The 22,429-nt window shown below is 68.6% G+C and carries 23 protein-coding genes; 11 read left to right on the top strand and 12 right to left on the bottom strand.

Annotated elements, in window-relative coordinates:
- The first annotated feature begins 189 nt into the window (after positions 1-189).
- Both DDF62_RS12615 and DDF62_RS12610 read left to right on the top strand, forming a co-directional pair.
- The gene (locus tag DDF62_RS12615; protein WP_116489423.1) at positions 190-681 is read left to right on the top strand and encodes a GcrA family cell cycle regulator; all 492 of its coding nucleotides are present in this window, start codon (positions 190-192) and stop codon (positions 679-681) included.
- Between the two features lie 34 nt (positions 682-715).
- The gene (locus tag DDF62_RS12610) at positions 716-916 is read left to right on the top strand and encodes a hypothetical protein (RefSeq protein WP_058350547.1); all 201 of its coding nucleotides are present in this window, start codon (positions 716-718) and stop codon (positions 914-916) included.
- 159 nt (positions 917-1,075) lie between these two features.
- Here DDF62_RS12610 and DDF62_RS12605 read toward each other — a convergent pair whose 3' ends face one another.
- Positions 1,076-1,666 carry an alpha/beta hydrolase gene (locus tag DDF62_RS12605; protein WP_116489422.1) on the bottom strand — a complete coding sequence of 197 codons (591 nt, stop codon included), beginning with the start codon at positions 1,664-1,666 and terminating at the stop codon, positions 1,076-1,078.
- A 222-nt stretch (positions 1,667-1,888) separates the two neighbouring features.
- Here DDF62_RS12605 and egtB point away from each other — a divergent pair, with 222 nt between their 5' ends.
- Positions 1,889-4,048: an ergothioneine biosynthesis protein EgtB gene (gene egtB / locus DDF62_RS12600; protein WP_116489421.1), complete on the top strand. Its 2,160-nt coding sequence runs from the start codon at positions 1,889-1,891 to the stop codon at positions 4,046-4,048.
- A gap of 159 nt (positions 4,049-4,207) precedes the next feature.
- Here egtB and DDF62_RS12595 read toward each other — a convergent pair whose 3' ends face one another.
- Both DDF62_RS12595 and DDF62_RS25600 read right to left on the bottom strand, forming a co-directional pair.
- Positions 4,208-4,417, bottom strand: a complete 210-nt coding sequence (locus DDF62_RS12595; protein WP_058350544.1) for a KGG domain-containing protein — start codon at positions 4,415-4,417, stop codon at positions 4,208-4,210.
- 9 nt (positions 4,418-4,426) lie between these two features.
- Complete coding sequence (locus DDF62_RS25600) at positions 4,427-4,594, bottom strand: hypothetical protein (protein ID WP_165832242.1); 168 nt, start codon at positions 4,592-4,594, stop codon at positions 4,427-4,429.
- Between the two features lie 252 nt (positions 4,595-4,846).
- Between DDF62_RS25600 and DDF62_RS12590 the strand changes: the two genes are divergently transcribed.
- Positions 4,847-5,386: a DUF1345 domain-containing protein gene (locus DDF62_RS12590; protein WP_243410688.1), complete on the top strand. Its 540-nt coding sequence runs from the start codon at positions 4,847-4,849 to the stop codon at positions 5,384-5,386.
- Between the two features lie 6 nt (positions 5,387-5,392).
- Here DDF62_RS12590 and DDF62_RS12585 read toward each other — a convergent pair whose 3' ends face one another.
- The 3 genes from DDF62_RS12585 to DDF62_RS12575 form a co-directional block, all read right to left on the bottom strand.
- Positions 5,393-6,166 (bottom strand): EF-hand domain-containing protein, encoded by a 774-nt coding sequence (locus DDF62_RS12585; RefSeq protein ID WP_116489419.1) that lies wholly within the window; start codon positions 6,164-6,166, stop codon positions 5,393-5,395.
- Between the two features lie 91 nt (positions 6,167-6,257).
- Positions 6,258-7,733 (bottom strand): ATP-binding protein, encoded by a 1,476-nt coding sequence (locus DDF62_RS12580; protein WP_116489418.1) that lies wholly within the window; start codon positions 7,731-7,733, stop codon positions 6,258-6,260.
- Complete coding sequence (locus DDF62_RS12575; protein WP_101711996.1) at positions 7,730-8,497, bottom strand: response regulator; 768 nt, start codon at positions 8,495-8,497, stop codon at positions 7,730-7,732. The genes DDF62_RS12580 and DDF62_RS12575 overlap by 4 nt, the downstream gene beginning before the upstream one ends.
- 104 nt (positions 8,498-8,601) lie before the next feature.
- On the opposite strand from DDF62_RS12575, the gene DDF62_RS12570 reads away from it, so the two are divergent.
- A complete protein-coding gene (locus DDF62_RS12570; RefSeq protein WP_116489417.1) occupies positions 8,602-9,045 on the top strand; it encodes an EF-hand domain-containing protein in 444 nt (147 codons plus the stop codon).
- Between the two features lie 7 nt (positions 9,046-9,052).
- Here the strand turns inward: DDF62_RS12570 and DDF62_RS12565 are convergent, their stop codons facing one another.
- Both DDF62_RS12565 and DDF62_RS12560 read right to left on the bottom strand, forming a co-directional pair.
- Positions 9,053-9,763 (bottom strand): MBL fold metallo-hydrolase, encoded by a 711-nt coding sequence (locus DDF62_RS12565; RefSeq protein ID WP_116489416.1) that lies wholly within the window; start codon positions 9,761-9,763, stop codon positions 9,053-9,055.
- Positions 9,764-9,837: 74 nt separating this feature from the next.
- Positions 9,838-11,454, bottom strand: coding sequence for an amino acid permease (locus tag DDF62_RS12560; protein ID WP_116489415.1), 1,617 nt, complete (start codon positions 11,452-11,454; stop codon positions 9,838-9,840).
- A 181-nt stretch (positions 11,455-11,635) separates the two neighbouring features.
- On the opposite strand from DDF62_RS12560, the gene hrpB reads away from it, so the two are divergent.
- Positions 11,636-14,080 carry an ATP-dependent helicase HrpB gene (gene hrpB / locus DDF62_RS12555; protein WP_116489414.1) on the top strand — a complete coding sequence of 815 codons (2,445 nt, stop codon included), beginning with the start codon at positions 11,636-11,638 and terminating at the stop codon, positions 14,078-14,080.
- A gap of 20 nt (positions 14,081-14,100) precedes the next feature.
- Here the strand turns inward: hrpB and DDF62_RS12550 are convergent, their stop codons facing one another.
- On the bottom strand, positions 14,101-14,790 hold the full coding sequence (locus DDF62_RS12550) for a DUF4145 domain-containing protein (protein ID WP_116489413.1): 690 nt from the start codon (positions 14,788-14,790) through the stop codon (positions 14,101-14,103).
- Between the two features lie 391 nt (positions 14,791-15,181).
- Here DDF62_RS12550 and gatB point away from each other — a divergent pair, with 391 nt between their 5' ends.
- Positions 15,182-16,678, top strand: a complete 1,497-nt coding sequence (gatB, locus tag DDF62_RS12545; RefSeq protein ID WP_116489412.1) for an Asp-tRNA(Asn)/Glu-tRNA(Gln) amidotransferase subunit GatB — start codon at positions 15,182-15,184, stop codon at positions 16,676-16,678.
- Between the two features lie 89 nt (positions 16,679-16,767).
- On the opposite strand, the gene DDF62_RS12540 is transcribed toward gatB, so the two are convergent.
- Positions 16,768-17,160, bottom strand: coding sequence for a proteophosphoglycan 5 (locus DDF62_RS12540; protein WP_116489411.1), 393 nt, complete (start codon positions 17,158-17,160; stop codon positions 16,768-16,770).
- Between the two features lie 202 nt (positions 17,161-17,362).
- Complete coding sequence (locus DDF62_RS12535) at positions 17,363-17,875, bottom strand: RcnB family protein (protein ID WP_058350533.1); 513 nt, start codon at positions 17,873-17,875, stop codon at positions 17,363-17,365.
- A 181-nt stretch (positions 17,876-18,056) separates the two neighbouring features.
- Between DDF62_RS12535 and DDF62_RS12530 the strand changes: the two genes are divergently transcribed.
- Positions 18,057-18,782, top strand: coding sequence for a glutathione S-transferase family protein (locus tag DDF62_RS12530; RefSeq protein WP_116489410.1), 726 nt, complete (start codon positions 18,057-18,059; stop codon positions 18,780-18,782).
- 174 nt (positions 18,783-18,956) lie between these two features.
- Positions 18,957-19,235: an SEL1-like repeat protein gene (locus DDF62_RS12525; protein WP_058350531.1), complete on the top strand. Its 279-nt coding sequence runs from the start codon at positions 18,957-18,959 to the stop codon at positions 19,233-19,235.
- Positions 19,236-19,300: 65 nt separating this feature from the next.
- Here DDF62_RS12525 and DDF62_RS12520 read toward each other — a convergent pair whose 3' ends face one another.
- The gene (locus tag DDF62_RS12520) at positions 19,301-20,041 is read right to left on the bottom strand and encodes a polysaccharide biosynthesis/export family protein (RefSeq protein ID WP_116489409.1); all 741 of its coding nucleotides are present in this window, start codon (positions 20,039-20,041) and stop codon (positions 19,301-19,303) included.
- An 86-nt stretch (positions 20,042-20,127) separates the two neighbouring features.
- Here DDF62_RS12520 and DDF62_RS12515 point away from each other — a divergent pair, with 86 nt between their 5' ends.
- Entirely contained in the window at positions 20,128-21,630 is a 1,503-nt protein-coding gene (locus DDF62_RS12515) for a GumC family protein (RefSeq protein WP_116489408.1), read from the top strand.
- Positions 21,631-21,738: 108 nt separating this feature from the next.
- Positions 21,739-22,419, top strand: coding sequence for a P-loop NTPase family protein (locus DDF62_RS12510; RefSeq protein ID WP_244286805.1), 681 nt, complete (start codon positions 21,739-21,741; stop codon positions 22,417-22,419).
- Positions 22,420-22,429 lie beyond the last annotated feature (10 nt).

Genomic DNA, 22,429 nt, shown 5'->3' with positions numbered 1-22,429 from the left:
ATTCGGTCAAGGTCTTGCCGCAGTTCAAAACGGCTCCCTGCGACATCGTCTGCTATCCGACGGGATTCGTTCGGAAAATGTGATTTCGAGAACCGTGGGTATGCACGGAAGAATTTGACCGTCGTTAACCATGATTCTACCGAAGAAGGGCGGGGGCTGATCCCGCACCCTTAAGAAGCGGAAACCGTCATGGACTGGAACGAGGAACGTACCGCCACGCTCAGGAAGTTGTGGCTCGAAGGGTTGAGCGCCAGCCAGGTGGCGCGCCAGTTGGGCGGCGTCAGCCGCAGCGCCGTCATCGGCAAGATCCACCGCCTGGGCATCACCGTCCGCGAGACGCCGGTGCGCCAGCGCGCCGTCACCGTCCGGGTGTCGCGTCAGGTTCCGCGGACCCGCACCAGCGCCCCGGCCCAGGCTCGTCCGGCCGCCCGCGCCCTGACCTCGGTGATGGAAGAGCTGACCCCCACGGCCGGCATCCTCGACCTGTCGATGCACTCGTGCCGCTGGCCGATCGGCAATCCGGACGCCGGCGACTTCGGCTTCTGCGGCCGCGAGACCTCCAGCAAGCGCGCCTCGTACTGCCCCGACCACACCCAGGGCGCCTTCCGCCGCTTCCAGAGCTCGGCCGACATCGACGCCTGGACCCGCCAGAGCCTGCCCCAGGAACGCCGCGTCCTCTGACGCGCCTTCAAGCCCTCTCAGAGAGAGACATCCCATGATCCTCATCGAGAACGCCGCCGGCAGCAGCCAGGTGATCACGATCATCCAGGAATTCGCGGGCCATTCGGTCTCGCGCGACCTGCAGCCGGGCGACGCCGCCCGCATCCCGGTCGGCCAGTTCAAGTCGATCGTCGTGCGTGAGACCTATCCGGAAGACTGGATGAGCCGAGTGCGCAGCCGCCAGGCCGCCGCCTGAGGTTCGACCATCGGTACGATCTTCGCGGAACAGCGCGCTCGCCCGTAGGGAGGCTGGAGCCAAGCGCTGAGGATCGCGAAGCCGGACCGGCGCAGTACGTCTAGACAGTCCGCGTAAAGAACGACCCCCGCGAACCCGGTTCGCGGGGGTCGTCTTTTGTCAGGCCCGCGCTGTCGGCGTAGCCGTGGCGCGGATCAGCTCGTTCAGCAGCAGGCGGCCGCGCGGCCAGGCGCCGTGACCGGAGTCGACATTGATGTGGCCGGCCCGGCCCAGGTCGACGAAGCGCGATCCCCAGCCCCGGGCGAAGGCCTCGGCCCGGTCGATGGCCACATAGGGGTCGTCGCGACTGGCCACCACCAGGGACGGGAAGGGCAGGCGCGGCCGGGGGATCGGCGAGAAGCCGATCAGCAGCCGGCCGGCCGGGCCCTCGCGGTTGACGTCGGCGGGGGCCACCAGCAGGGCGCCGCGCACGCCCCGGCCGCCGGTCACCTGGGCCAGGTGGCAGACCAGGGCGCAGCCCAGGCTGTGGGCCACCAGGATCGCGCCAGGGCGGCTGCGCACGGCCTCGGCTAGGCTGATGGTCCAGTCGCCCAGGGCGGGCCGCTCCCAGTCGACCTGGTCCACGCGCTCGGCGCCTGGCAGGGCGCGCTCCCAGTGGCTCTGCCAGTGGTCGGGGCCGGAGTTGTAGAGGCCGGGCACGATCAGGATCGGCGGATCGGCGGCGGGATCGGGCGACGAGATGAAAGACATCGCTGAACTCTTCAAGACGGGGCCGCGCGAAGCGGATTTGTGCTGCTTGTCGCTCCCGCGAGGCGGGAGGATCAAACCAGATCAATTCAATAGGAATTGAGAAGTGCTGATGACACCATGCTGGCAGCAGGCCGCCTTGCCCTCGATCCGGGGAACGCCCAAGCTCGCGATCCGTTTTGGACAACGGCCCGCGCGCGCGGCCGGACAACGCCAGGAGCGTGCATGAGTCCCGACGACACCTTCGTCCTGACGTCCGTCGCCGAGGCCGCCGACACGCCGCTGGCCCGCTATCGCGCCGTGCGTGAACGCACCGAAGCCCTGGCCGGGCCGCTGTCGCCCGAGGACCAGGCGGCCCAGTCGATGCCCGACGCCAGCCCGACCAAGTGGCACCGAGGCCATACGACCTGGTTCTTCGAAACCTTCCTGCTGGCCTCGTACGCGCCGGGCTACAAGCCCTATGACCCGGCCTTCGGCTATATCTTCAACTCGTACTACGAAGCCATGGGGCCGCGGCAGCCGCGGCCGCAGCGGGGCCTGCTGACCCGGCCGTCCTGCGCCGAGGTCGGAGCCTATCGCCGGCATGTGGACGCGGCCATGGCCCGGCTGCTGTCGGGTCCGCTGTCGCCGGAGCTGCTGGAACGGCTGGACCTGGGCCTGGCCCACGAGGAGCAGCATCAGGAGCTGCTGCTGATGGACATCCAGCACCTGTTCGCCCAGTCGCCGCTGTATCCTGCCTATCGCGAGCGCCCGGATCCGCCGCGGCCGGCCGTCCCAGCGCCCGGCTTTGTCGGTTTCGAGGGCGGGCTGGCGACCATTGGCGCGGACGAGGGGGTCTTCGCCTTCGACAACGAGCGGCCGCGCCATCGCGTGTTCCTCGAGCCTTTCCGCTTGGCCGACCGCCTGACCACCAACGGCGAATGGCTGGGCTTCATCGAGGACGGCGGCTACGAGCGGCCCGAGTTCTGGCTGTCGGACGGCTGGGCCACGGTCCAGGAGCAGGCGTGGCGCGCGCCGCTCTACTGGCGCCAGGACGAGGACGGCGCCTGGAGCGAGTTCGGCCTGGCCGGCCTCCGGCCTCTGGATGGGGCAGCGCCGGTGGCGCATGTCAGCTATTACGAAGCGGCCGCCTTCGCGACCTGGGCCGGCGCGCGCCTGCCCACAGAGGCCGAATGGGAGCTGGCCGCGCGCTCCGGCCAGGACCTGCGGCAGATGTCGGGCGAGGCCTGGCAGTGGACCGCCAGCGCCTATGCGCCCTATCCGGGATTCCGGGCGGGGGCAGGGGCCCTGGGCGAGTACAACGGCAAGTTCATGGTCAACCAGATGGTTCTGCGCGGCGGGGCGGCGGGCACGCCGCCGGGCCATGCGCGGGCCAGCTATCGCAACTTCTTCCATCCCGCCCAGCGCTGGATGTTCTCGGGCGTGCGCCTGGCGCGCGACGGGGCGGGCGGCCGCGAGAAAGCCATGGACGCCGGATTCCGCGAAGACGTGCTGGCGGGCCTGACCGCCAGCCCAAAGAGCCTGCCCAGCAAGTATTTCTACGACGCCGAGGGCTCACGGCTGTTCGAGGAGATCACGGTGCTGCCGGAATATTATCCGACCCGCACCGAGACGGCGCTGCTGCGCCGCATCGCGCCCGAGATCGCCGCCCGCATTCCGGAAGGCGCGGCGATGATAGAGTTCGGCAGCGGGGCCAGCACCAAGACCCGCATCGTGCTGGACGCCGCGCCGCAGCTGGCCGTCTACGCGCCGATGGACATCAGCGCCTCGGCCCTGGACGCGGCCGCCGCAGCCATCCGCGCCGACTATCCCAAGCTGGCCGTGGCGCCGGCCGTGGGGGACTTCACCCATCCGCTGGGCCTGCCGGGGGCGGCGCGCGGTCGGCCGGCGGTCGGCTTCTTCCCGGGCTCGACGATCGGCAATTTCCCGACGGACGAGGCGGTCGACTTCCTGGTCGCGGCGCGCGAGCTGCTGGGGCCGGGGGCTTTGTTCGTGGTCGGGGCCGACATCGCCAAGGGCGAGGACGTGCTGATCCCGGCCTATGACGACGCGGCGGGCGTGACGGCGGCGTTCAACAAGAACCTGCTGGCGCGCATCAACCGCGAGCTGGACGGCGGCTTTGACTTGGAGGCCTTCGCTCACCGGGCGGTCTGGAACGCCGTCGAGAGCCGGATCGAGATGCATCTGGTCAGCCTGCGCGACCAGGCGGTCGAGATCGCCGGCCGCTCCATCGCCTTCGCCGCCGGCGAGAGCATCCACACCGAGAATTCCTACAAGTACGACCCCGGCGCCTTCGCGGCGATGGCGCAGAAGGCCGGGTGGCGCGTCGAGGCGCGCTGGATCAGCGAGGCGCCGGCCTTCGGCGTCTTCGCGCTTCGCTCCTGAGAACCTGCCAGGAGCGGAAAAGAAGAAGTCGCGGCCGGCCGCTGGATGGCGGACAGCCCAAGAGCCCGGATCGGCTAGACCGATCCGGGCCCTAAAATCCTGATACGTGCGCCACCACCGTCGGCTGCGTCGCCCGTCCCCCCCTCGGCCGCGGCATTCCTAGAGGTCGCGAGCGCCGAGGCGGCCGCCGCCACGCGACGAGGAACCGCCCTTGCGGCCGGCATTGGCGGCCAGGTCGCGGTCCTTGGCGAAGCTGCGCTTCTCACTGGGGACGCTGGCGCCGCCCTTGCGAGCTATCTCGCGGCGGCGTTCCGGATCCATGGCGGCGAAGCCTCGGCGGCCGCGGGGCCGTTCGCTGTCGAGGTCCATGTCTTGCTCCTAATCGGGACTGGTAACGGGAGGGAACGGGGCCGGAGCGACGTCATAGGGCCGATCGTCGCCCGGCTGCACCGGAGGCGGCTGCAGCGGGACTTCGTCGGGCGTCGAGCCCGGCGGATCGTCCGGCGTTTGCGGCTCCAGCGGAGGCGGTGCGTCGGGGTCGGTCATGGCGTCGTTCCAGTGTTCCGGTGAAGTAACCGGTGAAGCCGAGTTCGGTTTCACGTGTCAGGCGAGACAAATGCAGCGTTAAGGACGATTGTCTGGGGAAAAGGCAGGCTGAGAGCGATGCGCAAGAGCACCTTGGAAGGTGGTAAATCCTCATTAATTACAAGGCACTGGAGGCTCTTTGTCGGCGTTCTGGCGGGGCTTCTGGGATGGCTTTTCGCCCGCCAGATAAATCTGCCCGAAAGCACGCATATTTTGATCGGGTGGGACTTCGGCGCCGCAATTTACGCCGTTCTGCTGTGGCGCCTGTTCCTCACCGCCGACGAAGCGACGCTGCGAGCGAAGGCCGCGGCCGAGGACGAGGGGCGTTCATTGATCCTGCTGATCGTGCTGTCGGCGATCGCCGCCAGCCTGGCCGCGGTGGTGGCGGCGATGATCGGCGCGCGCTCGCAGGCGGCCTTCGCCAGGAACCTGACGGCGGCCTGTGCGGGCGTCACCCTGGTGCTGTCGTGGATCGTGCTGCACTCGGTGTTCGTGCTGCACTACGCCCACCGCCATTTCGGCGCGGGGGCGGGGAAGGGCGGGTTCGGCTTTCCCGGTGAACCGGCCCGCACCTACAAGGACTTCGTCTACCTGGCCTTCAGCATCGGGGCGACCTTCCAGGTCTCCGACAACGACGTGCGCACCGGGGCGCTGCGCAACCTGGTCACCGCCCACGCCGTGACGGCCTATTTCTACAACACCGCCATCCTGGCCCTGGGCATCAACATCATCGCCGGGGTGGTGGCGGGGTGAGGGGCGCTAGCGGGGCGGGCGGCGGCCGCCCTTGCCGCGCCGGCCGCCTTCGCGCAGGTCTTCCTCGCCGCTCATGATGCGCTGGACGCGGGTCTGGGGCAGCTCGGCCAGGGTCAGGCGGCCGTCGCCGTCCTTGTCGAGCAGCTTGAAGCGGGCGTTGGCCGCGCGGGTCGCCTCGTCGCGGGTGATGCGACGGTTGAAGTCGGCGTCGGCGCCCATCACCGGCTGGGGCTCGGCCAGCAGGGCGTAGGGCGTGGCGCCCAGCAGCATGTTGCCAAGGCCCCCGTCGCGGCGGGCGCGCGGTCCCTCGCCGTCGGGGCCGTCGCCGCCCGAGGGCGGGGCCTGTTGCGGCATGGCCGAGGCCTGGACGATCTCGGGGGCGATGTTGCGCTCGTAGGCCGAGACCTCGAAGCCGTCGAGGACGCCCGACTTGTCGGTGTCGAGCCTGTCGAAGAAGCGCAGGGAGTCGGCGACGAACTCTTCGCGGGTGAGCACGCCGTCATGGTCGGCGTCGGCGCCGGAAAACCACAGGGCGACCGGGTAGGGCTGGCCAGGATCGGCGCGGAACGGCTCGCCGGCCGGGCTGATGAACACCTGCTTGCCGCCGCCCATGCGCGGGCCGCCGGGGCCGCCTTCGCCCGGAGGCGGACCGCCGCCAAACCCGGGACGGCCGCCAGGACCGCCGGGACCGCGACCGCCCGGTCCGTCCGGCGGGGCGTGGCCGCATGCGGCGAGCGACAGGGCGGCGAGGGCCAGGAGAGGCAGGGCGCGTGCGGTCATGGAAAGAAGCTCCTTCTCTCCGCATGAAGCCCCGCCGCGTTGCGCGGTTATGTCGTCAAGGCCGCGCTTGATTGCGCGGTCGCAACAGACGTCAGGCCGGCAGGGTGACGCGGGCCCGCAGGCCGCCTTCCGGACGGTTCAGCAGGGTCACGTCGCCCCCGTGGGCGCGGGCCAGCGAGCGGACCACGGCCAGGCCCAGGCCGATGCCGCCGGTCTCGCGGTTGCGCGAAGGCTCGCCCCGGAAGAACGGCTCGAACACGCGCTCGAGCTCGCCGGAAGGCACGCCGGGACCATCGTCGTCGATCTCGAGGATCGCGCCGCCGCCCTGGCGATAGACCCGGCCGCGCGCGGCGCCGCCGTACTTGAGGGCGTTCTCGACCAGGTTGGTGACCAGGCGCTTGAGGGCGATGGGGTCGCCTTCGATGACGATCTTCTCGCTCTCCTCGGCCGTGGCGTCGCCGCCGGTCTCGGCAGCCTCGTCCATGACGCTTTCCAGCAGCGAGGCCAGCTCAAGCTTCGTGCGCTCGGCCGGGCGGCTGGTGTCGCGCACGAAGGCCAGGGTGGCCGAGATCATGGCCTCCATCTGGTCGATGTCGCTCTCGAGCTTGCTGCGGACATCGTCGGGCGTGGTCTCGATGCGGAAGCGCAGGCGGGTCAGCGGCGTGCGCAGGTCGTGGGCCACCGCGCCGATCATGGCCGTGCGGTCCTCGACGTAGCGGCGCAGGCGCTCCTGCATCTCGTTGAAGGCGTTGGCGGCCGCGGCCACCTCGGCCGAACCCGACAGGCTGAGCGGCGGCGCGCGCGGGTCGCGGCCCAGGCGCTCGGCGGCGGCGGCGAAGGCGGTGATCGGGCCGGCCAGGCGACGGGCGAACAGCCAGGCCAGCGGCGAAACGGCCGCGGCCGACAGCGCCAGGATCAGCAGGATCCGCACCTGCCAGGTGTCGCGCAGGACGGTGAACTTCGGCTCGACCACCAGCCAGCGGCCGTCGGACTGGCGGATGCCCAGCTCGAAATCGCCGAACAGGAAGGGTTCGTCGCGCATGACGGCCGCGATGCGGTCGTTGAGGATCTGCATGCGAGGCATCGGACCGGGCGGGCCGGGCGGCGGACCGCCTTGGCCGCTGGGACCGCCGGGGCCTTCCGGCCCCCCCGGACCCGGGCGCGGGCCATTGGGCCCTGGCGGGGGCGGCGGACCCTTCTGGCGCTGGGTGCGGACGAAGAAGCGGGGGCCGTTCTCGGTGCGGATCGAGATCCGGTCGACCGGCACGTTCAGCTCGCGGCCGATGGCGGCCTTGAACTCGGCGCGGCGCTGGGAGTCCTCGCCATCGGGCTTGATGCTGGCGCGGTGGCGGACCATCAGGGGGCGACCGTCGCGGGGATGCACGGTTTCGCCGCTCTTCAGCGCCCGGCTGATCTCGCTGAGCTTGTAGAGTTCGGGGGGAGGGGGCGGCACGTTGAATACGACCGCCACGCAGATCAGGATCGTAGCGACCAGTGTGACGAGCGCCAGTCCCAGGGCCTGGGCGAACAGGGGCGCGCCGCCGCGCCCCGGGACTGCGAACTTCATGGCGTGCGGGTGACCTTGGGCGTGAACATGTAGCCCTCGCTGCGGATCGTGCGGATCAACTCGCCGCCGCCGCCGTCGTCGAGCTTGCGGCGAAGCCGGCTGATCTGGACGTCGATGGCGCGGTCGTAGGCGTCGCTGTCGCGACCGCGGGCGAGATCGAGCAACTGGTCGCGGGTCAGCACGCGCTGCGGGCGTTCCACGAAGGCGCGCAGCAGCGAGAACTCGCCGCTGGAGAGGTTGACTACCACCGACTGCGGCGAGCGCAGTTCGCGGCGGACGAGATCCAGGCGCCAGCCGGCGAACTCGCAGGCGGCTCCCATGGTGTCGTCGCTGGAGCGCGGCTCGGTGCGGCGGCGCAGGACGGCGCGCACGCGGGCCAGCAGTTCGCGCGGATTGCACGGCTTGGGCAGGTAGTCGTCGGCGCCGAGCTCGAGGCCGACGATGCGGTCGGTCTCCTCGCCCATTGCCGAGAGCATGATGATGGCCGGGCCGTCCTGGGCGGCCAGGCGGCGGCAGATGGCCAGGCCGTCTTCGCCCGGCAGCATGACGTCGAGCACCACCAGGTCGACCGGGCCCTTGGCCAGGGCCTGTTCCATGGTGCGCGCGTCCTGGGCCGTGTCGACGACATAGCCGTGGCGGACGAGGAAATCGGACACGACGTCGCGGATGCCCGGATCGTCGTCGACGATCAGGATGCGGGCGCCGGCGCCCTTGGCGGTGTCCGCGACGGCGGCGGACGAGGCGGTGGTCGGGGAGGTCTCCATGCCGATGGTCCTTTCATGCCCCTGTCACCGTCAGATTTCACGCTTGCAACAGGCGCGCAACCTGATCGTGGCCCCCTAGCGTCAAATCGCCACGGAGCGTCTTCATGAACCGACTCGTTTCCACCGTCCTCGGATTGTCGTTGCTCGGGGCCGCAGCGGCCCAAGCCCAGCCGGGTCCCGGCATGCGCGGCCCGGACGCCGACGGCGACGGCGTGGTCACCGTCGCCGAGTACGAGGCCTTGGCCGTGCAGCGCTTCGAGCGCATGGACGCCGACAAGGACGGCGTCATCGACGCGGCCGAGATCGAGGCTATCAAGCAGCGCTTCGCCCAGCGCGAGGGGCAGGGCGGTCCTGGCGGCGGTTTCGGCGGCCGGATGCTGGCCCAGCTGTCCGCCCAGGACGCCGACAAGGACGGCAGGATCACCAAGGACGAGGCCCTGGCCGCCGCCCGCGCCCAGTTCGCGGCCGCCGACAAGGACGGCGACGGCAAGCTGACCGGCGACGAGTTCCGCCCAGGCCCGTCGGGCGGCCCGCCGCCGCGTCAGTAGGGATGGCTCACCCCGGCGAGCGGTTCACCGGAGCCGTGTAGCCGGGGCCCTTCATGGCCGCGACCGCGCGGTCGCCGACGAACGGGTTGGTGCGCCGCTCGGCGCCGAAGCTCGACATCGGGCCGTGACCCGGCACGAAGCGGATGTCGTCGCCCAGCGGCCACAGCTTGCCGGTGATGGCGTCGATCAGGTCCTGGTGGTTGCCGCGCGGGAAGTCGGTGCGGCCGATCGAGCCCTGGAACAGCACGTCGCCGACCTGGGCGAACTTCGTCTCGCGGTGGAAGAACACCACGTGGCCCGGCGTGTGCCCCGGGCAGTGCAGCACCTCGAACTCCGTCTCGCCCAGGGTGACGACGTCGCCGTCCTCCAGCCAGCGGTCGGGCACGAAGATGCGGGCCTCGGGCATGCCGTACATCTCGCCGCTTTCCTGGATGCGATCGATCCAGAACTGGTCGTCCTTGTGCGGCCCTTCGATCGGTACGCCGGTCTTGGCCTTCAGCTCGGCCGCGCCGCCGGCGTGATCCATGTGGCCGTGGGTGATCCAGATCTTCTCGAGCGTCAGGCCCTGGTCGTTCAGCGCGCGCAGCAGGCGGTCGACCTCGCCGCCTGGATCGATGATCGCGGCCTTCCTGGTCTTGGAACACCAGACGATCGTGCAGTTCTGCTGCAGCGGCGTGACCGGGGCGATGACGGCGCTGATGGGCGACGGGGTGGTCAAGGTGTCGGCTCCAAACGAAAACGGGCGGGAACCGAAGTTCCCGCCCGTCTGAACTAGAGGCTAGAGCCCCAAGATCAAGACCGTTCCTCGGGCGAGCCCGGGGCCGGGGCGCCCGGCATCGGCGGCACCGGGCCGGCCGGCGCGTCGGCGGCCAGTTCCGGAACCTCGACCAGGCCGCGGCCCAGGTGGCTCTTGCGGATGCCGTAGGCCAGGTAGATCACCATGCCGATGGCGCCCCAGATCGGGAGGACCAGCATGGCTTCGGCCGGCAGGTTGAAGTAGAGCGCCGCGCAGCCGACCATGGCCAGCGGAGCCACGACCCACACCAGCGGGGTCTTGAAGGGACGCGGACGGTTCGGATCCTTCACGCGCAGCACCATCACCGCGATCGCCACCATGAAGAAGGCGAACAGGGTGCCCGAGTTCGAGATGTCGGCCAGTTGGCCGACCGGGAAGAAGGCGGCGGCGATGGCGACGAAGATGCCCGTGACGATGGTCACGATGTAGGGCGTCTTGAACTTCGGGTGGATGGTGGCGAGCTTCTCGGGCAGCAGGCCGTCGCGGGCCATGACGAAGAAGATGCGGGTCTGGCCGTAGATCATCATCAGGATGACCGAGGGCAGGGCCAGGTTGGCGGCCAGGCCCAGGGCGTTGCCGACCACGGGCCAGTTGATCTCGCGCAGGACGTGGGCGAGGGCTTCGTTCGAGCAGACCAGGCGGCCGCTGTTGTCGGCCAGGGAGCAGGCGGCCTGGAAGGCGGCCGAACCGGGCTGGACGGCCGAGCCGTCGGCGCCGAACACCGGCTGGGCGCCGATGGCGCCGATCGCGCCGGCGGCGACCAGGAGATAGAAGATGGTGCAGAGCGCCAGGCTGCCGATCAGGCCGATCGGCACGTTGCGCTGCGGGTTCTTGGTCTCTTCGGCGGCGGTCGACACGGCGTCGAAGCCGACATAGGCGAAGAAGATCGAGGCGGCGGCGCCGACGATGCCCATGCCGCTGGTGCCTTCCGGACCGAACCAGCCGTTGGGGGCGAAGGGCGAGAAGTTGCCGCTCTTGATGACCGGGATGGTCAGCACGATGAAGGCGGTCAGGGCGGTGACCTTGATGGCCACGAGCACGGCGTTGACCCGGGCGCTCTCGGTGGTGCCGACGACCAGCAGGGCGGTGACCGACAGCGCCACGATGATGGCCGGAACGTTGACGATGCCGGCGCTGAAGTCGGCGACCGGGATGAAGCCGTTCATCGACCAGGCCGGGCCGGCCTTGAACAGGGCGGGCCACTGGAAGCCCAGCGCGTTCTCGATCAGGCCGAGGAAGTAGCCGGACCAGCCGGCCGACACGGCGCTGGCGGCCACGGCGTATTCGAGGATCAGGGCCCAGCCGACCATCCAGGCCAGCGGCTCGCCCATCACGGCGTAGGAATAGGTGTAGGCCGAGCCCGAGACGGGGACCATCGAGGCCAGTTCGGAATAGCAGAGCGCGGCGATGGCGCAGACGGCGCCGGCGATCACGAAGCTCCACATCATGCCGGGGCCGGCCTTCTGGGCGGCGGCGGCGGTCAGGACGAAGATCCCCGTACCGATGATGGCGCCCACCCCCAGCAGCGTCAGCTGGATCGGTCCGAGCGAGCGATGAAGGGATTTTTTCTCAGCCGTCGCAAGGATCGCATCAAGCGATTTAACGCGCCACATAGTTCCTCCTGGATAGGCAAGACTCCCCCCCGGGGGTCGCCTTTGGAAAATTTTGCGGACGGTGACCCGTTTATGAGCATGGGGTCAAGGCCGCGCCGCCGAAGCGCGTAAATGTTCTCCACACCTTAGGCTAGTCCAGTCCTGCTTGGCGTTGATCCCCAGCCCAGCTAAAGCCGGCGCAATGCTGCCCATTTTTCAGGCCATTCCCGCGCTCAAAGGCGCCTTGTCCGAACGCGAGACCGCCGTTCTCGTCGCGCCTCCGGGGGCGGGCAAGACCACGGCCGTTCCCTTGGCCCTGCTGGAGGAAGCATGGGTCGGCGACGGCAAGATCGTCATGCTGGAGCCTCGGCGCCTGGCCGCCCGGGCGGCGGCCTCGCGCATGGCCCAGACCCTGGGCGAGGCGGTGGGCGACACGGTCGGTTTCCGCGTGCGCCTGCAGTCCAAGGTGTCGGCCAGAACGCGCGTCGAGGTGGTCACCGAGGGCGTCTTTACCCGGATGATTCTCGACGACCCCGGCCTGGACGGCGTCGCCTGCGTGATCTTCGACGAGTTCCACGAGCGCAGCCTGGACGCCGACCTGGGCCTGGCCCTGGCCCGCGACGCCCAGGGCCTGCTGCGCGACGACCTGAAGATCCTGGTGATGTCGGCCACGCTGGATGGCGCGCGCGTCTCGGCCCTGCTGGGCGATGCGCCGGTGGTGGAGAGCGAGGGTCGGATGTTCCCGGTCGAGACCCGCTATCTGGGCCGCGACGACCGCCAGCGGCTGGAAGAGCGGGTCGGCCGCGCCGTCGAGCGGGCCCTGGCCGAGGAGACCGGCTCGATCCTCGTCTTCCTGCCGGGCCAGGGCGAGATCCGCCGGGCCGAGAGCTGGCTGGCCGAACGCCTGCGCCGGCCCGACGTCGATCTCGCTCCCTTGTATGGCGCGCTGGAGCCGGCCGAGCAGGACCGCGCCGTGCAGCCCGCGCCGGCCGGCCGCCGCAAGGTGGTGCTGGCTACCTCGATCGCCGAGACCAGCCTGACCATCGAGGGCGTGCGGGTGGTCATCGACGCAGGGCTTTCGCGCGTGCCGCGCTTCGACCCGTCCAGCGGCCTGACACGGCTGGAGACGGTGCGGGTGGCCCGGGCCGCCGCCGACCAGCGCCGGGGCCGCGCCGGCCGCACCGAGCCCGGCGTCTGCTACCGCCTGTGGGACGAGCCGGAGACCCGGGCCCTCACACCCTTCGCCCGGCCTGAGATCCTGGAGGCCGACCTGTCGCGCCTGGCCTTGGACCTGGCCCGCTGGGGCGCCAAGGACGCGGAGGGCCTGGCCTTCCTCGATCCGCCGCCCAAGGCCGCGTTCAGCGAGGCGCGATCGCTGCTGAACCGGTTGCAGGCGCTGGACGCCAATGGCGGCCTGACCGCGCACGGCAAGGCGCTGTCGAACATGCCTCTGGCTCCCAGGCTGGCCCACATGGTCGCCCGCGCGGCCGCCAGCGGACAGGCCCACCGCGCCGCCGAGATCGCCGCCGTGCTGAGCGAGCAGGGGCTTGGCGGGCGGGGCGTGGATCTGCGCGGCCGGCTTGAGGGTTTCGGCCGCGACCGCACGCCGAGGGCTCGCGACGCCCGTGCGTTGGCCGAGCGCTGGTCGCGCCAGGCCGGCAAGCCCAGCGGCGCCGAGCCCCTGGACGACGCCCTGCTGCTGGCCGAGGCCTATCCCGAGCGGGTGGCCCGTGCTCGCGGCAAGCCCGGCGAATACCAGCTGGCCAGCGGCCGCGGCGTCTATCTGGAGCCGACCGACGCCCTGGCCCGCGAGACCTGGCTGGCCGTCGGCGAGCTGGGCGGCGGCGACGCCCGCGACCGCATCCTGCTGGCCGCGCCCCTCGATGAAGAAGCCCTGCGCGCCGCCTTCGCCGACCGCCTGGTCGCCGAGGACCGGCTGGAGACCAGCGGCGGCGGCAAGCTGCGCGCCAAGCGCCTGCTGCGCCTGGGCAAGCTGGTGGTCGACGAGAAGATCATAGAGAGGCCCGACCCGGCCCTGATCGCCGGGGCCCTGGCCGACCAGGTGCGCGCCGACGGCCTGTCAGCCCTGAAGCTGGGCGAGCGGGGCAGGGGACTGCTCGACCGCGTGGCCTTCCTGCGCGCGCATGATGGTGACGCCTGGCCGGACCTGTCGGAAGCGGCCCTGGTCGCACGGCTGGACGAATGGCTCGAACCCCTGCTGGCCGGCCGCTCGTCGCTGGCCAGTCTCGACGAGGCCACGCTGGAGGCCGCGATCAAGACCCTGATCCCGTGGGACATGCAAAGCCGCATCGAGGCCCAGGCCCCGGCGCGCTTCACCGCCCCCACCGGCTCGACCTTCGCCATCGATTATGGCGCCGAGGGCGGCCCGCGCGTCGAGGTGCGGGTGGGCGAGCTCTATGGCCTGGCCGAGCACCCCTCGGTCGCCCACGGCAAGGTCCCGCTGACCCTGGCCCTCCTGTCGCCCGCCCACCGCCCGATCCAGATCACCAAGGACCTGCCGGGCTTCTGGAAGGGCTCCTGGCGCGAGGTGAAGGTCGAGATGAAGGGCCGCTACCCCCGCCACGTCTGGCCGGATGATCCGGCCAGCGCGGCGCCGACGACGCGGGCCAAGCCGCGGGGGACGTGAGGGCGAAGTGTATATTTATGTTAGTTGTCTTTAATTAATAATTTCGCTCTTTTTATTGTTTCGTTGTGTCTTGCTGGCCCGTTGTATAGCTTTTCTAGTAGTCCTTCTACGATGCTCATGCCTGCAATAAGTTCCTTGGAATTCATTCCAATAGCTTCGTGTGCGCCAGCATTTCCTCGTCTACGTATTCTGTGAAGAAGGTCTTTTTGGTCTTCGTCTATTAGTTCTTTTGACCGAAGGTCATTTATTTTCGCTGATAGACTTGATCCGAGGCATTCTTTGTCGTTGACGATATATTCAATGGCGAGTCTGAGTCCAATTGTGGCTGTGAGCATTTTTGAACCGGCAAGTGCATAAAGCAATTCGTCCAATATGCGATTCAATTTTGTTGGAGTTGACTCCGTGTTGAAGTTAAAATGAGCTGATACTGGAGCTGGATATTGGGTGGTGTATTCTATTGCGCGTGCTTCTCCGTCTTCATCGTATTCAATATCCTCGCTATTCCATGATGATGTCTCGTAGCAAACTGTATCGCACGCGCCGCATCGAAATATTGAGTGACTACGTCCGCCGTTTACCAAGGCACGATCGTCTGACCAGGAGCCCATGCATCTAGCTTCAAGTTTATGTATGGTAATTCTTTTGCAGTTTACGCAGTGAAGTCTCTTTCGTTCTTTTATATTTTTTTCTCTCTTAAATGTATCCAGCATAACTGGTCTTTCTGGGTGGTAATTTAAAAAATGTAATGTTTGGCAGCGCGATTGCGTTGCGATACCGCTATGGAGTTACTTGAGCGTCATCATATTACTAACGGCCTAGTTGACTCGATCTGAGAGGGTTGTGCAACAGGTGTTTGGGATGTCCGGCTTGGTTGCCGGTCGATTACCGCGCCTTCATGCCCTCGGAGAAGGCGAGGTCGGCGCGGAGGTCAACTGAGGTGGATGGCATGGAAGCACGTGCTCATGCCCCCCCCCGCAACAAACCACCCCGCCAGCCTTGCGCTCCCCGACCCCCACGGTGCATGAGGAACCCTGACACGGCGAGGCCTGCTTCGCCGCCCGCGCTAACCGGCCTTCCGGCGACGGAGGGAGGACAAGAGACATGACCGAAGCTGCTTCCAAGACGATCAAGGGTCGCACCGGCGACTGGGAAATTGTGCTGGGCCTCGAGGTTCACGCCCAGGTGGCCAGCAAGTCCAAGCTGTTCTCGGGCGCCGCCGTCGGCTTCGGCGCTGGTCCGAACGAGCAGGTCAGCCTCGTGGACGCGGCCATGCCGGGCATGCTGCCGGTGCTGAACCGCTTCTGCGTCGAGCAGGCGGTGAAGACGGGCCTGGGCCTGAAGGCTCAGATCAACCTGAAGAGCCGCTTCGACCGCAAGAACTACTTCTATCCCGACCTGCCGCAGGGCTATCAGATCAGCCAGTTCGACCAGCCGATCGTCGGCGAGGGCGTGGTGGTGGTCGAGCGCGACGACGGCACGACCTTCGACGTGCGCATCGAGCGCCTGCACCTGGAACAGGACGCCGGCAAGTCGCTGCACGACCAGGACCCGAACGCCACCTATGTGGACCTGAACCGCGCGGGCACGGCGCTGATGGAGATCGTCTCCAAGCCCGACATGCGCACCTCGGAAGAGGCCGCCGCCTATGTGAAGAAGCTGCGGACGATCCTGGTCTATCTGGGCACCTGCGACGGCGACATGGAGAAGGGCAACCTTCGCGCCGACGTCAACGTGTCGGTCTGCCGTCCGGGGGACTACGAGAAGTTCCGCGAGACCGGCAGCTTCAAGCACCTGGGCACGCGCTGCGAGATCAAGAACGTCAACTCGTACCGCTACATCCAGCAGGCCATCGAGTACGAGGCCCGTCGCCAGATCGAGATCCTGGAAGACGGCGGCGTGATCGACCAGGAGACCCGCCTGTTCGACCCGACCAAGGGCGAGACCCGCTCGATGCGTTCGAAGGAAGAGGCGCACGACTACCGCTACTTCCCCGATCCCGACCTGCTGCCGCTGGTGCTGGACCCGGCCTGGGTGAAGTCGATCGAAGAGACCCTGCCGGAACTGCCGGACGCCAAGAAGGCGCGCCTGCAGAGCGAATATGGCCTGTCGGCCTATGACGCGGGCGTGCTGATCATCGACGCCGAGCGCGCCGACTACTTCGAGGCCGCCGCGAAAGGTCGCGACGCCAAGCTGGTCGCCAACTGGGTCACGAACGAACTGCTGGCCAAGCTGTCGGCCGCCGGCACGGCGTTCCCGGACTCGCCGCTGCCCTCGTCGGACATCGCCCAACTGGTCGAGCTGATCGAGAACGGCACGATCTCGTCGAAGATCGCCAAGGAGGTCTTCGAGCACATGTGGGCCGGCGAAGGCCGTCCCGCGCAGATCGTCGAGAAGCGCGGCCTGGTCCAGATCAACGACACCGGCGCCATCGAGGCGGCGATCGACGAGCTGATCGGCGCCAACCCCGACAAGGCCGCGGCCGTGAAGGACAAGCCCCAGGCCATCGGCTGGTTCGTGGGTCAGGTCATGAAGGCCACCGGCGGCAAGGCCAACCCGGGCACGGTCAACGATCTGCTGAAGGCCAAGCTGGGTCTCTGATCGGGCCTTCCAGGCAAAAGGAAAAGGGCCCGTCGCGAAAGCGGCGGGCCCTTCTCTTTGTCGGAGGGGGGACTCGAACAGGGACGCGTCTACTGAGGCGTGGTCGGGTCCTGCGCGGACGCGCCGGCGGCGGCCGGGTCGTCGTGCTTCTTGTGCTTCTTGGACTTCTTCTCGGCCTTGGTCGTGCCCTCGGCGGCCGGGGCCGTGGTGGTCGAGGTCTCGCCCGGGGCCGTGGCCGAGGTCGGCTCGCCCGCGCTCGCGGCGCTGTCGGCCTGCGGCGTGGTGCTGTCGGTCGTGGCCGGGGCGGTGGTCGAGGCCGACGGATCGGTGGTCGTGGTCGACGAACCCCAGCTGCTGCTGCTGGACGAAGGCGGGGTGGACTGGGCGGAGGGATCGGCCGGGGCCTGCTGGGCCAGGGCCGAACCGGCGTAGCCGGCGGCGGCGAGGGCGAGGACGGCGGCGGAGATGCGCAAGCTCTTCATCGGTAAGCGCCTTCGTGTCTGCTGCGTCGGACTGTGACGCGAGGCTCACGCTGGAGGCGGCTTGCGGCCGAAATGACCCGACAATCGGGCTTTGCGGCCCGATGCATGGCGCGCGCGCGGCGAGCATGGCGCAAAAACGGCGCCCCAGGTGGAGTTCCCGGGGCGCCGCAAGACTTTTCAGATATCGATGATCGCGTTCGGCCTAGTTGTTTATGATCTCGAAGATCAGGCCGGTGGCGATGGCGGCCAGCACGTAGTCGTTGCCGGCGCGGTACCAGTAGTAGCCGCGGGGCGGCTGGCGCAGGTGGTAGCGGCCGTAGTCGTGCACGACATAGCCGCCGCCGCGATAGTAGGGCGGCAGGTAGCCGCCGCGACGCCAGGCGCTGTAGCCCGGGCGATAGTCCGGACGGCCGTAATAGTGGGCCGGCGGGGCGCCGTAGTACCAGCGGTCGCGATAGTAGTAGCCGTTGTAGCGACGGTCGTCCCAGCGGCTGTGGCGGTCGCCGCGACGGTCGTCACGACGGTCCCAGCGGTCGCCCCGGCGATCATCGCGGCGGTCGTCGCGACGATCCCAACGGTCGCCGCGGCGATCGTCACGGCGATCCCAGCGGTCCTCGTTGTGGCCGCGGCCCTGGGCCGAGGCGTCGGTGGCGACGGCGGCCATCGGGCCCGCGACCGAAGCCACGGCGGCGATGGTGAGCAACAGACGTTTCATGTGTACGTCTCCTTGTGGTCAGCGGTCGCCTGGAGGCGGCCTAGTCCCTCGACCTTGGAAACAAGATTGATCCCCGGCGCCTGAACCGTCGCTGAACGGTCATGTCAGGATGGATGTTGGCGTCGCGCGCGCGGATGGCCATGTTCCGTGTCACCAAGACCGACATCAGGGAGTCGCGTGCATGACCAGTCCCATCGAGCTGCACTATTGGCCCACGCCCAACGGCTGGAAGATTTCCATCGCCCTTGAGGAGATGGGCCTGCCCTATGAGATGATCCCGGTGAACATCGGCACGGGCGAGCAGTTCAAGCCGGAGTTCCTGGCCATCAGCCCCAACAACCGCATGCCGGCCATCGTCGATCCCGACGGTCCCGACGGCCAGCCGATCTCGGTCTTCGAGTCCGGGGCCATCCTGCAGTACCTCGCCCGCAAGACGGGTCAGTTCTACGGCCAGGGCGAGCGCGACCGGGTGAACATCGACCAGTGGGTGATGTGGCAGATGGGCGGCCTTGGCCCGATGGCCGGCCAGACGCACCATTTCCGCCAGTACGCGCCAGCGATCATCGCCGATCAGCGCCAGCTGGCCTACGGCGCGATCCGCTACACCAACGAGACCCATCGCCTCTACGGCGTGCTGGAAAAGCAGCTGGCGGGCAGGGATTTCGTCTGCGGCCAATTGTCCATCGCCGACTTCGCCATCTGGCCCTGGATCGTGCCGTGGAAGAACCAGGGCATCCAGATCGAGGAGTTCCCGAACATCAAGGCCTGGTTCGAGCGGGTGAACGCGCGCGAGGCCGTGCAGAAGGGCTTCAAGCTGGGCGCGGAGCTGCGTTCCAGCGGCCTGCAAGCGTCGGGAAAAGCTGCCGAAGAGGCGCGCAAGGTTCTGTTCGGCCAGCGCGCCCGTTAACCACCCGTATACCCGTGTTTATCGGGTGTTACTTCAATGATCGAGGCGTGTTGTCGCGCCTCGATTCATGATCTCTGCGCGCTTAACTATATGTTCAGCGAGCAAGGTTTTCTCTGTGTTCATGGCCGAGCTGGACCACTGGGGACCGGCCGGAAGGACTGGGGAATTGAAGTCATGATGATGAGCATCGAACCGCCCGCCGCCGTGATGGGCCTGCCGCTGCCGACCGCCGACTCGAGCGGCGACGAGCTGTTCCGCATGGGCATGCTGTACTCGACCGGCCAGGGCGGCGCGCCGCTGGACTACGTCTCGGCCCACATGCTGTTCAACCTGGCCGCCATGCGCGGTTCGGTCGAGGCCAAGGTCTATCGCAAGGAACTGTCGCAAGAGATGGCCAGCGAAGACGTCGCCGAAGCCCAGCGCCAGGCGCGCCAATGGCTGGCTCACGGCTGAACCACGGTTCAGCCGTTTCTACTCTCGGGCCGGACGCTCTCTGGATCCGGCCGTGACTTTCAAGGTCAGTTGCTGAAGCCGTTGATGGCGTAGCTGAAGCTGATCGGCAGCAGGTCTCGGAAGTACTGCTGCATGAACAGGCCCGTCTCCGCCGCCCCGCTGCGCGGCACGTAGACGATGTCGAAGCGGCGAAGCGGCACCAGGTCCGCGCCGCGCGGGTCGGTCAGACCCTTCAGAAGATCGGCCGTCCGCATCATGGCCCGGCCGTCCGGGCCGCGCCGGATGATGATCACCTGGCTGCGCTTGGACGAGCTCTTGAACCCGCCGGCCTGGATCACGGCCCGCAGGGCGTCGCCGTCGCCGGCCATGTCGTAGACGCCGGGATTGCCGACCTCGCCGCCGACGAAGACCTTCAGAGGCGCCGTCGCCTTGACCGCCACCTGCACCTGCGGGCGCAGCAGCTGCTGGCCGTAGGCCTGGGTCAGCGAGTCCTCGAGTTCCTCGATCGTGCGGTCGGCGGCCATCACCGGTCCGACCAGCGGCAAAGCGACGCGGCCGTCGGGCTGAACCACAACCGACTTATTAAGCTCCGTGGCCGAAGGTACGGTCACCTCCAGCTCGTCGCCCGGATAGAAGCGATAGGCTGGCTCGCTCTCGCTCCAGTCGGCGTAGCCGATGTTGGGGAACTGGCCGGTGGGCCGCGGGGCGGGCGTCAGCGGCTCGCCGTCGACGTGGCCGCAGGCCGAGAGGCCGGCGCTCGCGAGCGACAGGGCCAGGGCGGTGGAGAGAGCGATGCGCCGATCCATGCGACGACTCTTACCAAACATAGGTAACCAAACCTTAAGCCCGGAAGCCCCAGGGTCGTGTGGAAGTTTGGACCCATTGGATTCGCATGTCGACGAGCGCCTGGACCAGCGTGCCGCACGACCCGCCGTCGCGACGCGACTGGGCGGCGCGGGCTCGCTATGCGCCGACGGACTTTATCACCCTGCTGTGGCGTGAACGCTGGCTGATGCTGGGCGTGTTCCTGGTGATCCTGTTCCTGGGCGCGGCCTTCGCCTTCACGCTCAAGAAGTCCTACACCGCCAGCTCCAGCCTGTTCGTCCGCCTGGGCCAGGAATATGTCTATGAACCGCGCGCCGGCGACGCCGCCCGTGGCGCGGTGCCCGACGTCGACCAGGTGATCCAGTCGGAAAGCGAAATCCTGGGCAGCGGCGAGCTGCGCGAGCGGGTGATCCGCAAGCTGGGCTTCGCCACCGTGTTCCCGGAAGGCGCGGCCAAGTACGCCGCCGCCAATCCCGAGCAGAAGCGCAAGATGATCGCCCAGGGGCGCGACAGCGTCGGCCGCAGCCTGAAGATCGAGACCGCGCCCGACAATTCGATCATCCGCCTGGCGTACCAGCACCAGGACCCGGAAACGGCCGAGAAGGTGCTCAACACCCTGCTGGAAGAGTACCTGATCTATCGTCGCAGCCTGCTGATCAACGACGACGACAAGGTGCTGTCGCGCCAGCGCGACAATTTCGAGCAGCGCCTGGCCGAGACCGACACCGCCTACCAGGCCTTCCTGCAGACCAACGACATCGGCGACTTCACCGCCCAGAAGACCGCCCTGACCCAGCTGCAGGCCCAGGTCGAGGCCCAGAAGTATTCGATCGACGCCCAGCTGCAGGATCGCCAGGGGCGCCTGGCCGCGGTGCAGGCCGAGCTGTCCCGCACGCCGTCCGAAGCCGTGCTCTACCGCGACCAGGACATGTCGGCCTCGACCAAGCTGGCCCAGCTGAAGCTCGACCGCGAGGGGCTCCTGGCCCGCTACCTGCCCAACGCCCAGCCGGTGCGCGACATCGACGCCCAGATCGCCCAGCTGGAGCAGGGCGTGGCCAGTGGTCGCACCAACGGCGAGGGCGCGCGCCGCAGCGGCCCCAACCCGATCTGGCAGACCCTTCAGTCGACCCGCAACGACCTGTCGGCGGAAGTCGCCGCCCTGCGCGAGTCGCAGGGCGCCTACGCCATGCAGGTGCAGGAAGTGAACGAGCGCCTGCTGCGCCTGGCCCAGCTGGAGCCGCAGTTCAACCAGCTGACCCGTGACCGCGACGTGCTGTCGGCCAATGTCCGCGACTTCACCGTCAAGGAGCAGCAGGACGAGGCCCAGCGCCAGATGTCGGCCGAAAGCAGCGACAATATCCGCATCGTCCAGCGCGCCGTCGCGCCGTCGGAGGGCAAGAGCCTGAAGAAGCCGGTGTTGGTGCTGGCCTTCCTGTTCGCCGCCTTCACCGCCGCCTGCGCGGGCCTGGTGCGGATGCTGCTGCGTCCGGGCCTGCAGACCCCGGCCTCGGCCTCGCGCACCCTGGGCCTGCCGGTCCTGGCGACCGCCGGCGTCAAGCGCGCGGCCTAGGGTCAAAGTGGGCGATTTGGTCGCCTTTCGCGCGAACATGGTTAGGCATTAGTTTCAACGGTCTTCAACGCGCGGCGATTCGGGCGAATGGTGGATTTGAACGTGGAAATGGCGGAATTGTGGGGGTCGCTCGGCGCCCCCGCGGCCGGCCGTGCGCACGTCGTCCAGTTCGTGTCGGCCCGGCGCGGGGAGGGGACCTCGACGGTCGCCCGCGAGTTCGCCCGCTTCGCCTCCAGGCGCGCCGGTCGCCGGACCTGGCTGATCGACCTGGACCTCACCACTTCGCCGCAGTACCAGGCCATCGCGGCCCAGCCCGACCGCTACGGCCCGTTGGGCTCCGGCGCGGCGGCCAGCCCCGACGGCTCGATGTTCTTCACCGTGCAGCCGCCGGCCCCCCGTCCCGACGGCGGGGTGTGGCCGGACGCCAAGTACGTCGCCGCCCACAGCGTCGGCGGACCGCGTCTGTGGGTCACCCGCTTCAAGCGCGAGGCCCTGCGCGGCCGCCAGAAGGCCCACATCCTGCCCGGCGTCGAATACTGGGCCGGCTTGCGCCGTCACGCCGAGATCATCGTCGTCGATTGTCCGTCGGCCGACAGCTCGCAGGCGGCGCTCACCATTGCCCAGCACATGGACCAGACCATCCTGGTGGTCAGCGCCCAGGAGGCCGACGTGCGGCCGCCGGGTCTGCTGCGCGACGCCTTGGCCTCGGCGGGCGGGCGCTGCGCCGGGGTGTTCTTCAACCAGGCCTCGGTGACGCCGCCGAGCTTCCTGCGGGCCATACTGCCGTGACCTCGTCCTA

It is taken from the genome of Caulobacter radicis, assembly GCF_003094615.1.
In the GTDB taxonomy this organism is placed as follows: Bacteria; Pseudomonadota; Alphaproteobacteria; order Caulobacterales; family Caulobacteraceae; genus Caulobacter; species Caulobacter radicis.
Note: the sequence above shows the minus strand (reverse complement) of the source record. Positions and strands in the feature narration are given on the sequence as shown.